Raw genomic sequence first — 12748 nt, forward strand, 5'->3', positions numbered from 1 at the left:
AGGGAAACGCCCGGTTACATTCCGAACCCGGAAGCTAAGCCTTTCAGCGCCGATGGTACTGCAGGGGGGACCCTGTGGGAGAGTAGGACGCCGCCGAACTCCTTTCGGGAAAAGCCCCGTGCCCTTGTGGCACGGGGCTTTTTCGCGTTCCGACCCTCTAAAGTCGTGCCATGCGCTACGAACTTGTCATCTTCGACAACGACGGTGTGCTCGTCGACAGCGAGCCGATCTCCAACACCATCCTGGCCGGCTACCTCACGGAGCTGGGTCACCCCACCTCGTACGAGGAGTCCCTGCGGGACTACATGGGGTCCGCTGTGCACCGCGTCCACGACCTCGTCCAGGAGCGGACCGGGACCAAGCTGCCCGACGACTTCGACGTCACCCTCCACTCGCGGATCTTCGCCGCGTTCGAGGAGGAGCTGGAGCCCGTCCCCGGCGTCGACGACCTGCTGGGCAAGCTGGTGGCCGACGGCGTCCCGTACTGCGTCGCATCCTCCAGCAGCCACCAGCGCATCCGGGTCAGCCACCGGAAGACCGGGCTGGACCAGTGGTTCGAGGAGGAGTGGATCTTCAGCGCCGAGGACGTCGGCCGGGGCAAGCCGGCCCCCGACCTCTTCCTCCTCGCCGCCGAACGCATGGGCGTCGCGCCCGAGCGGTGCGTCGTCATCGAGGACAGCCCGCTCGGGGTCGAGGCGGCGCGGGCCGCCGGCATGGACGTCTACGGGTTCACCTCGATGATGCCCGCGGACCGGCTGACCGGTGTGACCGGGTATTTCTCCGACATGAGCCAGCTGCCGGAATTGCTTGCCTGACGCGTCTACCCACGGGTAGAAACTGGCTCTACGCTCGCCGCCATGACAGATGCACGGTTGCGGCACGGCAGGGCGTCCCTCGCGTTGAGCTTCTTCGTGCAGGGGGCCACCTTCGCCCTGCTGGTGACGCGGATCCCCGCGATCCAGGACCGTTACGGGATATCCGACGGCCTGCTGCCCGTGTTCCTCGCCGCCGTCCCGATCCTGGCCGGGGTGGGCAGTGTGCTCACCGAGAAGATGGTCGCCCGGGTACGGCCGCGGGTGGTCCTGCGGTGGACGCAGCCCGTCGTCCTCCTCGCGCTCCTCGGCGTCGGCGCCGGCAGCGAGCTCTGGCAGGCCGCCCTCGCGCTCGGGGTGTTCGGGCTGGCCGTGGGCGCGCTGGACGCGTCCATGAACATGATGGGTGTCAGCCTCCAGCGGGCGTACGGGCGCTCGATCATGCTCGGGTTCCACGCCGCGTACAGCCTGGGCGGGATCGCGGGGGCCTCGATGGCGTGGGCCGGGGCGCACTGGGACCTGTCGTTGCTCGTCTCGTACCTTCCGGCGGTCGTGGTGATGCTGCCCGCGGCGTTCGCCGGGAGCCGGTGGTACGCCGAGGGAACCGACGGGACGCCGGGTGCCGAGCCGGAGAAGGGGGCGGCCCGGGCGGTCTCCTTCCGGCTGCTGCTGCCGCTGTGCCTGGTCATGGCGTTCGCGTACATCGGGGACTCGACGGTCTCCAACTGGAGCGCGAAGTACCTCCAGGACGTGCTGGGCAGCTCGGAGCAGCTGTCCACCGTTCCGTACAACGTCTACATGGTGACGACGCTGCTGGGGCGGGCCGTCGGGGACCTCGGGGTGCGGCGCTTCGGGGCGGTGGCCGTGGTGCGGGGCGGGAGCGTGCTGGCGGCGGCCGGGTTCGCTGTGGTGGCCGTGGCCGGCGGGGCGTGGACCGGGATGCTCGGGTTCACCCTGCTGGGGCTCGGGCTGTGCGTGATCGTGCCGCAGACCTTCGCGGCGGCCGGGCGGATGTTCCCCGGGGCGAGCGACACCGCGATCGCCCGGCTGAACATCTTCAACTACGTGGGCTTCCTCGTCGGCTCCCCGCTCGTCGGGGCGCTCGGGGACGCCTGGAGCTACCGCGGCGCGATGCTCGTCCCGATGGTGCTGGTGCTGGCGACGCTCCTGTACGCCAAGTCGTTCGGCGCGGAACCCGCCCGATACGGTGGCGGGCATGAGCGGCCGCGCACAGCTGATGTGGGATGACGCAGTAACGGGCTACGACTTCGGCGAGAGCCACCCGATGGACCCGGTCAGGCTCGCCCTGACGATGGGCCTGGTGCGGGCGTTCGGCCTCGACCGGGCGGTCGACGTGGTGGCGGCCAAGCCGGCCGGGGACTCCACGCTGCGGCTCGTGCACCGCCCCGATTACGTGGCGGCGGTGAAGGCCGCGTCCGCCGACCCCCGCTCGGCCGACCAGAAGTACGGCATCGGGACCGTGGACGACCCCGCGTTCGCCGGGATGCACGAGGTGTCCGCGCTGATCGCCGGGCAGTCCGTGGCCGCCGCCGAGGCGGTCTGGCGCGGCGAGACCCGGCACGCCGTGAACTTCACCGGCGGGCTGCACCACGCGATGCCCGGCGGCGCGGCCGGCTTCTGCGTCTACAACGACCCGGCCCTCGCCATCGCACGGCTCCTGGAGCTGGGCGCCGAGCGCGTCGCGTACGTCGATGTCGACGTCCACCACGGCGACGGCGTGCAGGCCGCCTTCTGGGAGGACCCCCGCGTCCTGACGGTCTCCCTGCACGAGCACCCGCGCACCCTGTTCCCGCAGACCGGCTGGCCGGAGGAGACCGGGGCGGGGAGCGGCGAGGGCGGGGCGGTCAACGTGGCGCTGCCGGCCGGGACCGGGGACGCGGGCTGGCTGCGGGCGTTCCACGCGGTGGTGCCCGAGCTGCTGGCGGACTTCCGGCCGCAGGTGCTGGTGACGCAGCACGGGGCGGACACGCATTTCGAGGACCCCTTGGCGCATCTGGCGGTTTCGCTGGACGCGCAGCGCTCGGTGATGGCCGCGTGCCACGACCTGGCGCACACGTACGCCGACGACGGGCGCTGGGTGGCGCTCGGCGGCGGCGGTTACGCGGTGGTGGACGTGGTGCCCAGGTCCTGGACGCATCTGGTGGGCATCGCCGCTCATGCCCCGGTGGACCCGGAGTCGGTGATCCCGTCGTCGTGGCGGGACGAGGTGTACGCGCGGACCCGGCAGTTGGGTCCCGCGCGGATGACGGACGGGCGGACGCCGTCGTGGTCGGCGTGGGAGGACGGGTACGACCCGGCGGACCGGCTGGACCAGGCGGTGCTCGCGACGCGGCGGGCGGCGTTCCCGCTGCGCGGGCTGCTCACCTGACGGGTTGGTTACGGGGTCGAGCACGGTTTACGCCGACTGTGGGGCGTAATCGGGCTTTTGGCCCCTGGGCGGGGCGGGTGGGGCAGCATCGGTGGGGTGTTGAGCACCGGAGCGCTGCGTGCGCATCTGCTGGCGGCCCGGCTGGCCGGGCCCGTGGCCACCTCGCGTGAGGTGAGCCTGCGGAGTTATCGGCTGTTCGCGGCCAGGGACCCCCGGGTGACGCTCGGCCTCGACCCCGAACGGGGCTGGGGCGAGCGCGAGTTGCTGGAGCTGATGGCGGACAGGTGCGGGGTCTCGGGCGATCCCGCGCATGTGTCCGGGCCCGACGTCATCGATCCGGAGCGGACGGTGGCGGGGCTCGACGCGTTCGCCGTACGGCTGGCGGATGCGGCGGCCCGGCGGGTGCCGGTGCTGTTCGGCACGGGGCATCCGCATCGGCTGATCGGTTTCTACGCGGCGCTCGCAGACGCTCTGTCGTCGGCCGGCTGCCCCGTTCTCACTCCGGCGCAGGGACGATGTATCGACATAACGACTCGGTTTGGCGTACGCACGTACCACCTCGACTACGTACGGGGTGTCGCGCTGGTGCGTGAACCCGGCGCGGGGGCGGCCGGTGGTGGCACCGGCGCACACTCCCATTCGCCGCTGCCCGTACGGGTCGCGCTGGAGGCCGCCGCGGCCGGGCGCGGGCCCGTTCCGGAGTTGGTGGTCGGGGACCACGGATGGGTCTGCGGGGCAGGTCAGCTGGGCATCGAGGCGATCGGGCTGGCCGATACGGACGATCCCGCGCTGTTCGTCGGGGAGGCCGAGGGGCGGGTGGCGGTGGCCGTTCCGCTGGACGACGCGGTGCGGTCCGCCTACTACTTGCCGCTCACGCGCTATGTACTCAATCGGGCGTGTCTGTCACAGTAGCGGCCGATCGTCTCTCCTCTTCCCCACTCGTACCACCCGCCCCTAACCTGGGCAGTGAGCGCACAACGACGAAGAGTCACCGGAGGGGAAGCCGGTGCGCGTCTCGTGCGGAAGGTACAGGTGAGTCATGGCTGCTGACAGCGAGAGTCCTCTGAGCGAGGTCAAGTTTCTGACCGTGGCGGAAGTCGCCTCGGTCATGAGGGTGTCGAAGATGACCGTGTACCGCCTGGTGCACAGCGGTCATCTGCCGGCGATCCGGGTGGGCAGGTCCTTCCGGGTGCCGGAGCAAGCGGTTCACGAGTATCTGCGCGAGTCCTTCGTGGGGGTGGCATCGGCCTGACATTCCCCTCGGATTACGTCCCTCACGCGGTGGCGGGTAGGCTAGGCCGACGTAGGTCGTGTGGGCCCAGACGCCCCGCACCAGTGAAGAAGAAGTGAGCGAGGGTAGTCGTGGGCTCTGTTATCAAGAAGCGGCGCAAGCGGATGGCCAAGAAGAAGCACCGCAAGCTGCTCAAGCGCACGCGCGTTCAGCGTCGCAACAAGAAGTAAGCGAACGCAGTTCGTGAATCCGCAGCCCTTCCGCCGTTCCCGGCGGGAGGGCTGCGGTGCTGTGTGCGGGGGTGTCCACCGGTTACGGTGACGTCCTGACCGACCGAATACGGGAGACCGACGGAAGGCGCTGATCTTGGGGAAGGTCGTGCTCGTCACGGGAGCGGCCCGGCAGCTGAGCGGCCGTTTCGTCCGGCGCGTCCAGCGTGATCCGGACGTGGAGCGGGTGATCGCCCTCGACGCGGCCGAGCCGGAGCACGAGCTCGGTGACGCCGTCTTCGTACGGGCGGACATCCGCGGGCCCGCCGTCGCCAGAGTGCTCGCCGAGCACGGCGTGGACACGGTCGTCCACCTGGACGTCAGCGGTTTCGCGCTCGGGGCCCAGGGGCGTACGGCGGTCAAGGAGACCAACGTCATCGGCACCATGCAGCTGCTCGGCGCCTGTCAGAAGGCCCCGGCCGTGCAGCGGCTCGTGGTGAAGTCCAGCACCGGGGTGTACGGCTCGGCGCCCCGCGACCCGGCGGTCTTCCACGAGACCACCCCGCCCAAGTCGCTGCCCGGCGGCGGCTTCGCGAAGGACGCGGCCGAGGTCGAGGGGTACGTACGGGGCTTCGCCCGCCGCCGGCCGGACGTGGCCGTGTGCGTGCTGCGGTTCGCGAACATCCTGGGGCCCGACGCGGACTCGCCGCTCGCCGACTATCTGTCGCTGCCGGTGCTGCCGACCGTCTTCGGGTACGACCCCCGGCTCCAGTTCGTCCACGAGGACGACGTGATGGACGTCCTGTCCATCGCGTCGACCGAGCCCAGGCGCGGGACGCTGAACAGCGGCACGTTCAACATCGCGGGGGACGGGGTGCTGCTGCTCTCCCAGTGCGCGCGGCGGCTGGGACGGCCGACGGTGCCGATGCTGCTGCCCGCCGTGACCTGGGTCGGGCAGGCGCTGCGGGCGGTCGGCATGACGGACTTCTCGCCGGAGCAGATCCGGCTGCTCACCCATGGCAGGGTGGTCTCCACGGTCCAGATGCGCGAGACGCTGGGGTTCTCGCCCGGGTACACGACGGGGGAGACGTTCGCGGCCTTCGCGCGCAGCCGGGCGCCGGGGCTGCTGCCGCCCCTGGCGGTGGGCCGGGCCGTGGACCGCGTGGCCGCGAGCGTGCCCCGGATCGCCGGGCCCGGCTCCGGCGACGACAGCCACCCGACTCCGAGCGCCAGGTAGAGGAGCGCAGCGACGATGGCTGATGCCAAGGTCATTCCGTTCGACGACGACCGTTCGCGGTCGGGAGGCGTGCCGCGTGCCGGACGCCGGCGGTCTCCGGTACGCGGCACGGGGTCGGTGAGCGCCCTGCCGGGGCCCACGGGCGCCCAGGACGCCGTGCCTGAGGCCGGGGGCCTGGGCGGAGGTGACGCGTCCGGACGGGGCGCCTGGGACCGGCGGATCGCGGGCGGGCTCGCCTTCCTGCGGCGGCGGGTCACCGGCGAGTACGACGTGGACGAGTTCGGGTACGACGAGGAGCTGACCGACCAGGTCCTGATGTCGCTGCTGCGGCCGGTGTACGAGAAGTACTTCCGGGTCGAGGTGAAGGGCATCGAGAACATCCCGTCCGAGGGCGGGGCGCTCATCGTGTCCAACCACTCCGGGACGCTGCCGCTGGACGGGCTGATGCTCCAGGTCGCGGTGCACGACCACCATCCGGCGGACCGGCATCTGCGGCTGCTCGCGGCGGACCTGGTCTTCATGCTGCCCGTGGTCAACGAGCTGGCCCGGAAGGCGGGGCACACGCTGGCGTGCGCGGAGGACGCGGAGCGGCTGCTGCGCAAGGGCGAGGTCGTCGGGGTGATGCCCGAGGGCTTCAAGGGGATCGGCAAGCCGTTCGGCGAGCGGTACAAGCTCCAGCGCTTCGGGCGGGGCGGCTTCGTGTCGACGGCGCTGCGGGCCGGGGTGCCGATCGTGCCGTGCTCGATCGTGGGCGCGGAGGAGATCTACCCGATGATCGGGAACGCGAAGACGCTGGCGCGGCTGCTGGGCTTCCCGTACTTCCCGATCACGCCGACGTTCCCCTGGCTGGGGCCGCTGGGGGCGGTGCCGCTGCCGACGAAGTGGACGATCCAGTTCGGCGAGCCGATCCCGACGGACGGTTATTCGCTGGAGGCGGCGGAGGACCCGATGCTGATGTTCAACCTGACGGACCAGGTACGGGAGCAGATCCAGCACACGCTGTACAAGCTGCTGGTGCAGCGGCGGTCGGTCTTCTTCTGACCGCCGCCGCACCGTGGGGCCGGGTCAGCCCCGCTCGTCCTCGGCGTCGATGCCGAGGCCGCCGATGAGTCCCGGGAGCAGCGGCGGGATGGTGATGTCCGGCGACGGCGTCGAGCTGGGGGCCGCGTCGGAGGGGCCGGTCGGGTGCGGGGACGGCGGGTCGAAGAGGCCGTCCGTGCCGCCGCCGATCAGGCCGTCGGCCGGGCTGGAGGCGGCGTCCGAGGGGCGCGGGGACGAGCTGGAGCCCGTACCGCCGCCGTCCTCGTGGCGGGCGGAGGACGAGGGCGACGGGGCGCGCGTGTCGGTGGAGGGGGCCGCGCCGGTGCCGGTGGAGTCGGAGCGGCGGGACTCGGGGCCCTTCTCCGGGGCGCGCGGGAACAGCGACTGGAGCGGTGCGACCTCTTGGTCTATGGCGTCGAACACCGAGCTGACCTGGTTGCCCACGTCGGTCAGCTGGACGGGGAGGCGGTCGCGGAGACCGGCCCAGGTGTCGCGGTGGGAGCGGGAGAAGGAGTCCAGGGTCTGGATCGGACCCAGGGCGCCGTCCCGTTCGTACGCGGCGTGGAGGAGGCGGTGGCCCTCGGTGGCGTCGTGCGACATGCCGTTGAGCGTGCGCCTGATCTCGCCGAGCTGTTCGTGGTCGAGGTGGCCCGAGCGGGCGCGCTCCATGAGCCGGCGGGCTTCGCCGAGGCGGGTGGACGCCTGGTCGAGGTAGATCTCGCCGCGGTCGGTGTCGTCGCGGGTGAGGCCGAGGTGGAGGTCCTCCATGCCGCGCTTCAGGCCGTAGAGCGAGTCACCGGGGAGGGCGTCGGAGCTGGCGGCGGCCACTCCGCCGAAGGCGCCGGCGGCAACCCCGACGGTGAGCCCGCCGGCCGCAAGGCCCTTGGACCAGCGGGATCTGGGGCGCAGTTTGCGGAGCGGGGAGGCGCGGTGGCTGCCCCTGCTCCGTTGTTCGGGCACCGTAGGGTCCGCGGACGCGCCCCCCTCGGCGAACATGGCTTCCATGGCGGCGACGAGCTGGGCTCGCTGCACCACTTTGACCTCGGGGTCCAACTCCGGCTTCGGCAGCTCACCGAGGCCGTTCGCCAGGGCCAACAGCGGTCCTTGGTCGGCCTGTTCGGCCGGGTCCTCGGGCTGTACGGCCGCCGCACCGCGGAGCGACTGCTCCTCCAGGGCCTGGGCGAAGGCGTTCGCCCGCCGGTGTGCCGAGACGTTTGCGATCACTGGCGGCACCTCCTCTCGTCATGACGGTCGACTCCCCTGGGGATCCGGAAGGTTGCACACCTTGAGCGCTTCCACACGAACGAGTGAGCGTCTGCGGACATGGTGTGACGACAGGGGGCCTGCAACCGGCACAACGAGTGGCGCGGCACTTGGGTTACGCACGAAAGATGATCGGACCAGTGTGTGAGGAACGCGACGCCGGGTCCGGTCCGGCGGGGGGAGCCGTCAGCGGGCATCGTCCGGGAGGAGCCGGGCGAGGGTGCGGACGGCGCGGTACTGGAGGGTCTTGATCGCGCCCTCGTTCTTGCCCATGACGCGGGCGGTCTCGGCGACGGAGAGCCCTTGCAGGAAGCGCAGGGTCACGCACTCCTGCTGCTGGGGGTTGAGGCGGCGCACGGCCTGGAGGAGCGCGGCGTTGGAGAGGGATTCCAGGACGGAGTCCTCGGGGCTGCGGGCGACCTCGTTGGCGTCGAGCATTTCGCCGGTGGTCACTTCCAGCCGGAAACGACTGGATTTGAAGTGGTCGGCGACCAGGTTGCGCGCGATCGTGACCAGCCAGGCGCCGAAGTCGCGGCCCTGCCAGGTGAACGTGGAGATGCGGCGCAGGGCGCGCAGGAAGGTCTCGCTGGTGAGGTCCTCCGCCGTCGCCTTGCTGCCCACGCGGTAGTAGATGTATCGGTAGACCGTGTCGCTGTACTGGTCGTAGAGGCGTCCGAAGGCGTCGGCCTCGCCGGCCTGGGCGCGCTCGACGAGCTCCATCATGCGCGCGCTGTCGCTGTCGGCGGCGGGCCGCCGGACGGGGGCGGCGGTCGCCGCCCCGCGGTTGCCGCGTCTTCCGACCGCCGCGGCGCGTTCGGCCAGGGCATAGCAGGGGCCGGCAGGTGCAGGGGCGGCGAATGCGGGTACGGCGTACGCGGTGGGGACGAAGCCGCGCATGCGTTCGGCTACTGATGCGCGCAGCGTAGCCAGGCCCGAGGCGTCAACCCCGACGTGTGGGTACACGGGACTCCCAGAGGCAGAGCTTCCATCACGAGCAGTGCGAAACCATCACTCGTCGTAGTGAGTGGCGGGTCCGGAATGCGTTTGAGGAGAATAACGCTTCGTACAGGCCGCACTACGCCCAGTTGCACAAATCATCGATTGCGTCGCTTCTGTGCCAACTTTTCGACGCATCAAGTCGCACCTCGTGACCGCTTGCTGATCGAATTGCTTCGGAATCTGTCTGCGGGGGCGACGGGTTGTGGCCGGTGAAAAGGGTGTGCCGTGTTGACGCACGCGAGCGCGGAGAGTCAGCGGCGAGCGGTCAGCGGCGGCGGCGGTGCAGGGCGACGGCCGCGGCCGTGCCGCCCGCGAGGGCGCCGACGCCGGCGGCGGCCGGGATGCCGACCTTGGCCGCCTTGCGGCCGGTGCGGTAGTCGCGCAGCCGCCAGTCGCGGGCGCGGGCGTGCTTGCGGAGCTTGGTGTCCGGGTTGATCGCGTAGGGGTGGCCCACCAGCGACAGCATCGGGATGTCGTTGTGCGAGTCGCTGTACGCGGCGCAGCGCGCCAGGTCCAGGCCCTCCGCCGCCGCCAGGGCGCGGACCGCCTCGGCCTTCGCGGGTCCGTGCAGGGGCTCGCCGACCAGGCGCCCGGTGTACACCCCGTCGACCGATTCGGCGACCGTGCCGAGCGCCCCGGTCAGGCCGAGCCGCCGGGCGATGATCGTGGCGGTCTCCACCGGGGCGGCGGTGACCAGCCAGACCCGCTGGCCGGCGTCCAGGTGGGCCTGGGCCAGGGCGCGGGTGCCGGGCCAGATGCGGTCGGCCATGTACTCGTCGTAGATCTCCTCGCCGATCGACATCAGCTCGGAGACGCGGTGGCCCTTGACGATGGACAGCGCGCTGTCGCGGGCGTCCTGCATGTGCTCCGGGTCCTCGACCCCGGCCAGCCGGAACCACGCCTGCTGCCAGGCGAACCGGGTGAGCTCGCGGCGCTCGAAGAACTTCCGCTTGTACAGGCCGCGGCCGAAGTGGAAGAGTGCGGCGCCCTGCATCACGGTGTTGTCGAGGTCGAAGAAGGCGGCGGCCCGTTCGTCGCCGACGACGGGGAACTCGGGCTCCTCCGGCCCGGTCTCCTCGGCGGATCCGGCTTCCAGCGAGGACTTCCGCGCGGCCTCCGCCGCCGCCTCGCCGGCCAGCACACTGCGAGCCGTGGCGGAACGCCTTCGGGGGGTGAGCCATCCAAGAGCGGCCATGCGGTCGAGCATAGCCAGTCGGCCCGGTCCTTCCGGTTCCACCGTGGTGCCGCGGTGTGAACTCCTGGTGTCCGCGGGCTCCGGGAGAGGGCCGAGAATGAGAGGTATGAGTGCCTTGCTGCGTCGTAGGAAGAAGAACCCCGCCGAGCGCGTGGTGACCCTCGTGGGGAAGCCCGGCTGCCACCTCTGCGACGACGCCCGGGCGGTGGTCCGGGCGGTCTGCGAGGAGACCGGCGCCTCCTGGGAGGAGAAGGACATCACCCGGGACGAGGAGCTGTACCGGGAGTACTGGGAGCAGATCCCGGTGGTGCTCGTGGATGACGAACAGCACACGTTCTGGCGGGTCGACCCGGCGAGACTGCGCAGCGCGCTGCTTTCCTGAGGGAAACCCGGTTACCATCGTGGGCGTTTTGAGTGGTCTCGGGGGCGTAGTCGTGAGGAGTGTGTACCGCTTTGCCCCCTTCGGGCCCGCAACGGGCTGATGCGATCCATGGTTCCTGGATCGCGCGACGAATGTGCGTGACCCCGGTCACTTTGACCGGACAAACCGGACACAATCTTTGTGCACGCGTTCACAAAGACATAGCCTGCATTCGACGGGGCGGTCTTGGGACATACGGCCGCCTAAAGCCCCGCTCATCCCGCAGGAGCACCGTGGCAACTGGCCGAAATCACCGACCGGCGACCCGTAGCCGAGGAATTCCCGAGGCCACCGTCGCCCGACTTCCGCTGTATCTCCGCGCGCTGACCGCGCTCTCCGAGCGCTCGGTCCCCACGGTCTCCTCCGAGGAGCTCGCCGCGGCGGCGGGGGTCAACTCCGCGAAGCTGCGCAAGGACTTCAGCTATCTCGGTTCGTACGGGACGCGCGGCGTCGGCTACGACGTCGAATATCTCGTCTACCAGATCTCGCGCGAGCTCGGCCTCACCCAGGACTGGCCGGTCGCCATCATCGGCATCGGAAACCTCGGCGCGGCCCTCGCCAACTACGGCGGCTTCGCCTCGCGCGGCTTCCGCGTCGCCGCGCTCATCGACGCCGACCCGGCGATGGCCGGGACGCCCGTCGCGGGCATCCCCGTCCAGCACGCCGACGACCTCGACCGCATCATCAGCGAGAACGGCGTCTCCATCGGCGTGATCACCACCCCGCCCGGCGCCGCCCAGCAGGTGTGCGACCGGCTCGTCGCCGCCGGGGTCACCTCGATCCTGAACTTCGCGCCGACCGTCCTCTCCGTGCCCGAGGGCGTCGACGTGCGCAAGGTGGACCTGTCCATCGAGCTCCAGATCCTCGCCTTCCACGAGCAGCGCAAGGCCGGTGAGGAGGGCGTCGACACCGCGCCCGACCCGGCCGCGCCGCCCGTGCGCGCCACCACCACCGGCCGGAAGGGACCCGACGGGGACATGCCCGCCGTGATGCCGGCATGAGCCTCCTCCTCGTGGGTCTGAGCCACCGCAGCGCCCCCGTCTCCCTCCTGGAACGCGCCTCGCTGGCCGCCGACACCCAGGCCAAGCTGCTCCAGGACACCCTGGCTGCCGAGCCCGCCGCCGAGGCGGCCGTCCTCGCCACCTGCAACCGCATCGAGCTGTACGCCGACGTGGACAAGTTCCACGCGGGCGTCGCCGAGCTGTCCACGCTCCTCGCCCAGCACAGCGGCGTCGGTCTGGACGAGCTGACTCCGTATCTCTACGTGCACTACGAGGACCGGGCCGTCCACCACCTCTTCTCGGTGGCCTGCGGGCTCGACTCGATGGTCGTCGGCGAGGGCCAGATCCTCGGCCAGATCAAGGACGCGCTCGCCCTCGGCCAGGAGCTGCACACCGCGGGGCGGCTGCTCAACGACCTCTTCCAGCAGGCCCTGCGCGTCGGCAAGCGCGCCCACAGCGAGACCGGGATCGACCGGGCCGGGCAGTCGCTCGTCACCTTCGGCCTGGAACAGCTCGCCGACGGCCCCGACACCGCCGCCTGGGCCAAGGGCAAGCGCGCCCTGGTCATCGGCGCCGGCTCCATGTCCTCGCTGGCCGCCGCCACGCTGGCCCGCTCCGGCGTCGCCGAGATCGCCGTCGCCAACCGCACCCGGGCCCGCGCCGACCGCCTGGTCGAGATCCTGAACCAGCCCGGCGGTACGGGGGTGCGCGCCCGGGCCGTGGAGATGGCCGACGTCACCGGTGAACTGACACGTGCCGACATCGCCGTCTCCTGCACCGGTGCCACCGGGCTCGTGCTCACCGCCCAGAGCGTCGCCGGGGCGCTCGGCCTCGACCACGTACCCGATCCGGCGAGCGGCCTGATCCCGGCCCAGTCCACCGGGCCCGAGCGCCTGGCGCTGCTGGACCTCGCCATGCCGCGCGACATCGACGTGGGGGCCGGCCACCTC

14 protein-coding genes and 1 rRNA gene are annotated in these 12748 nt (G+C 71.3%); 12 read left to right on the top strand and 3 right to left on the bottom strand.

The genetic code is table 11. The features are described 5' to 3' along the window. The 9 genes from rrf to ACN6LM_RS35870 form a co-directional block, all read left to right on the top strand. A 5S ribosomal RNA gene (gene rrf, locus ACN6LM_RS35830) occupies window positions 1-99 on the top strand; the annotation flags it as partial. A 71-nt stretch (window positions 100-170) separates the two neighbouring features. Then, window positions 171-815 (top strand): HAD family hydrolase, encoded by a 645-nt coding sequence (locus ACN6LM_RS35835; protein ID WP_445069609.1) that lies wholly within the window; start codon window positions 171-173, stop codon window positions 813-815. A 42-nt stretch (window positions 816-857) separates the two neighbouring features. After that, a complete protein-coding gene (locus ACN6LM_RS35840; protein WP_445069610.1) occupies window positions 858-2060 on the top strand; it encodes an MFS transporter in 1203 nt (400 codons plus the stop codon). After that, the gene (locus tag ACN6LM_RS35845) at window positions 2029-3201 is read left to right on the top strand and encodes an acetoin utilization protein AcuC (RefSeq protein WP_445069611.1); all 1173 of its coding nucleotides are present in this window, start codon (window positions 2029-2031) and stop codon (window positions 3199-3201) included. Before ACN6LM_RS35840 ends, ACN6LM_RS35845 begins: the two co-directional genes overlap by 32 nt. A 96-nt stretch (window positions 3202-3297) precedes the next feature. Then, window positions 3298-4113, top strand: coding sequence for a phosphatase (locus ACN6LM_RS35850; RefSeq protein ID WP_445069612.1), 816 nt, complete (start codon window positions 3298-3300; stop codon window positions 4111-4113). A 127-nt stretch (window positions 4114-4240) separates the two neighbouring features. After that, window positions 4241-4453 carry a helix-turn-helix domain-containing protein gene (locus ACN6LM_RS35855; protein ID WP_018104376.1) on the top strand — a complete coding sequence of 71 codons (213 nt, stop codon included), beginning with the start codon at window positions 4241-4243 and terminating at the stop codon, window positions 4451-4453. 110 nt (window positions 4454-4563) lie between these two features. Continuing rightward, window positions 4564-4662 (top strand): 30S ribosomal protein bS22, encoded by a 99-nt coding sequence (locus tag ACN6LM_RS35860; RefSeq protein WP_003948845.1) that lies wholly within the window; start codon window positions 4564-4566, stop codon window positions 4660-4662. Between the two features lie 136 nt (window positions 4663-4798). Beyond that, window positions 4799-5878, top strand: a complete 1080-nt coding sequence (locus ACN6LM_RS35865; protein ID WP_445069613.1) for an NAD-dependent epimerase/dehydratase family protein — start codon at window positions 4799-4801, stop codon at window positions 5876-5878. Between the two features lie 15 nt (window positions 5879-5893). Then, complete coding sequence (locus ACN6LM_RS35870) at window positions 5894-6919, top strand: lysophospholipid acyltransferase family protein (RefSeq protein WP_445069614.1); 1026 nt, start codon at window positions 5894-5896, stop codon at window positions 6917-6919. Window positions 6920-6943: 24 nt separating this feature from the next. Here the strand turns inward: ACN6LM_RS35870 and ACN6LM_RS35875 are convergent, their stop codons facing one another. The 3 genes from ACN6LM_RS35875 to ACN6LM_RS35885 all read right to left on the bottom strand — a co-directional run bounded on the left by ACN6LM_RS35875 (window position 6944) and on the right by ACN6LM_RS35885 (window position 10376). Continuing rightward, complete coding sequence (locus ACN6LM_RS35875; RefSeq protein WP_445069615.1) at window positions 6944-8143, bottom strand: DUF5667 domain-containing protein; 1200 nt, start codon at window positions 8141-8143, stop codon at window positions 6944-6946. A 225-nt stretch (window positions 8144-8368) separates the two neighbouring features. Then, complete coding sequence (locus ACN6LM_RS35880; protein WP_383303249.1) at window positions 8369-9145, bottom strand: ECF subfamily RNA polymerase sigma factor, BldN family; 777 nt, start codon at window positions 9143-9145, stop codon at window positions 8369-8371. Between the two features lie 301 nt (window positions 9146-9446). After that, a complete protein-coding gene (locus tag ACN6LM_RS35885) occupies window positions 9447-10376 on the bottom strand; it encodes an HAD family hydrolase (RefSeq protein WP_445069616.1) in 930 nt (309 codons plus the stop codon). A 106-nt stretch (window positions 10377-10482) separates the two neighbouring features. Between ACN6LM_RS35885 and ACN6LM_RS35890 the strand changes: the two genes are divergently transcribed. The 3 genes from ACN6LM_RS35890 to ACN6LM_RS35900 form a co-directional block, all read left to right on the top strand. Next, on the top strand, window positions 10483-10758 hold the full coding sequence (locus ACN6LM_RS35890; protein ID WP_093708273.1) for a glutaredoxin family protein: 276 nt from the start codon (window positions 10483-10485) through the stop codon (window positions 10756-10758). Between the two features lie 272 nt (window positions 10759-11030). Then, a complete protein-coding gene (locus ACN6LM_RS35895) occupies window positions 11031-11798 on the top strand; it encodes a redox-sensing transcriptional repressor Rex (RefSeq protein ID WP_164398638.1) in 768 nt (255 codons plus the stop codon). After that, window positions 11795-12748: glutamyl-tRNA reductase (locus ACN6LM_RS35900; protein WP_445069617.1), on the top strand; the 954-nt coding region annotated here is incomplete at its 3' end. The genes ACN6LM_RS35895 and ACN6LM_RS35900, both read left to right, overlap by 4 nt.

It is taken from the genome of Streptomyces sp. SAS_281, from assembly GCF_052542855.1.

Bases quoted from the DNA above. Each gene is read 5' to 3' on its own strand.
- ACN6LM_RS35885 (WP_445069616.1), bottom strand. From the start codon at position 10,376: ATGGCCGCTCTTGGATGGCTCACCCCCCGAAGGCGTTCCGCCACGGCT.
- ACN6LM_RS35840 (WP_445069610.1), top strand. From the start codon at position 858: ATGACAGATGCACGGTTGCGGCACGGCAGGGCGTCCCTCGCGTTGAGC.
- ACN6LM_RS35890 (WP_093708273.1), top strand. From the start codon at position 10,483: ATGAGTGCCTTGCTGCGTCGTAGGAAGAAGAACCCCGCCGAGCGCGTG.
- ACN6LM_RS35845 (WP_445069611.1), top strand. From the start codon at position 2,029: ATGAGCGGCCGCGCACAGCTGATGTGGGATGACGCAGTAACGGGCTAC.
- ACN6LM_RS35870 (WP_445069614.1), top strand. From the start codon at position 5,894: ATGGCTGATGCCAAGGTCATTCCGTTCGACGACGACCGTTCGCGGTCG.
- ACN6LM_RS35855 (WP_018104376.1), top strand. From the start codon at position 4,241: ATGGCTGCTGACAGCGAGAGTCCTCTGAGCGAGGTCAAGTTTCTGACC.
- ACN6LM_RS35835 (WP_445069609.1), top strand. From the start codon at position 171: ATGCGCTACGAACTTGTCATCTTCGACAACGACGGTGTGCTCGTCGAC.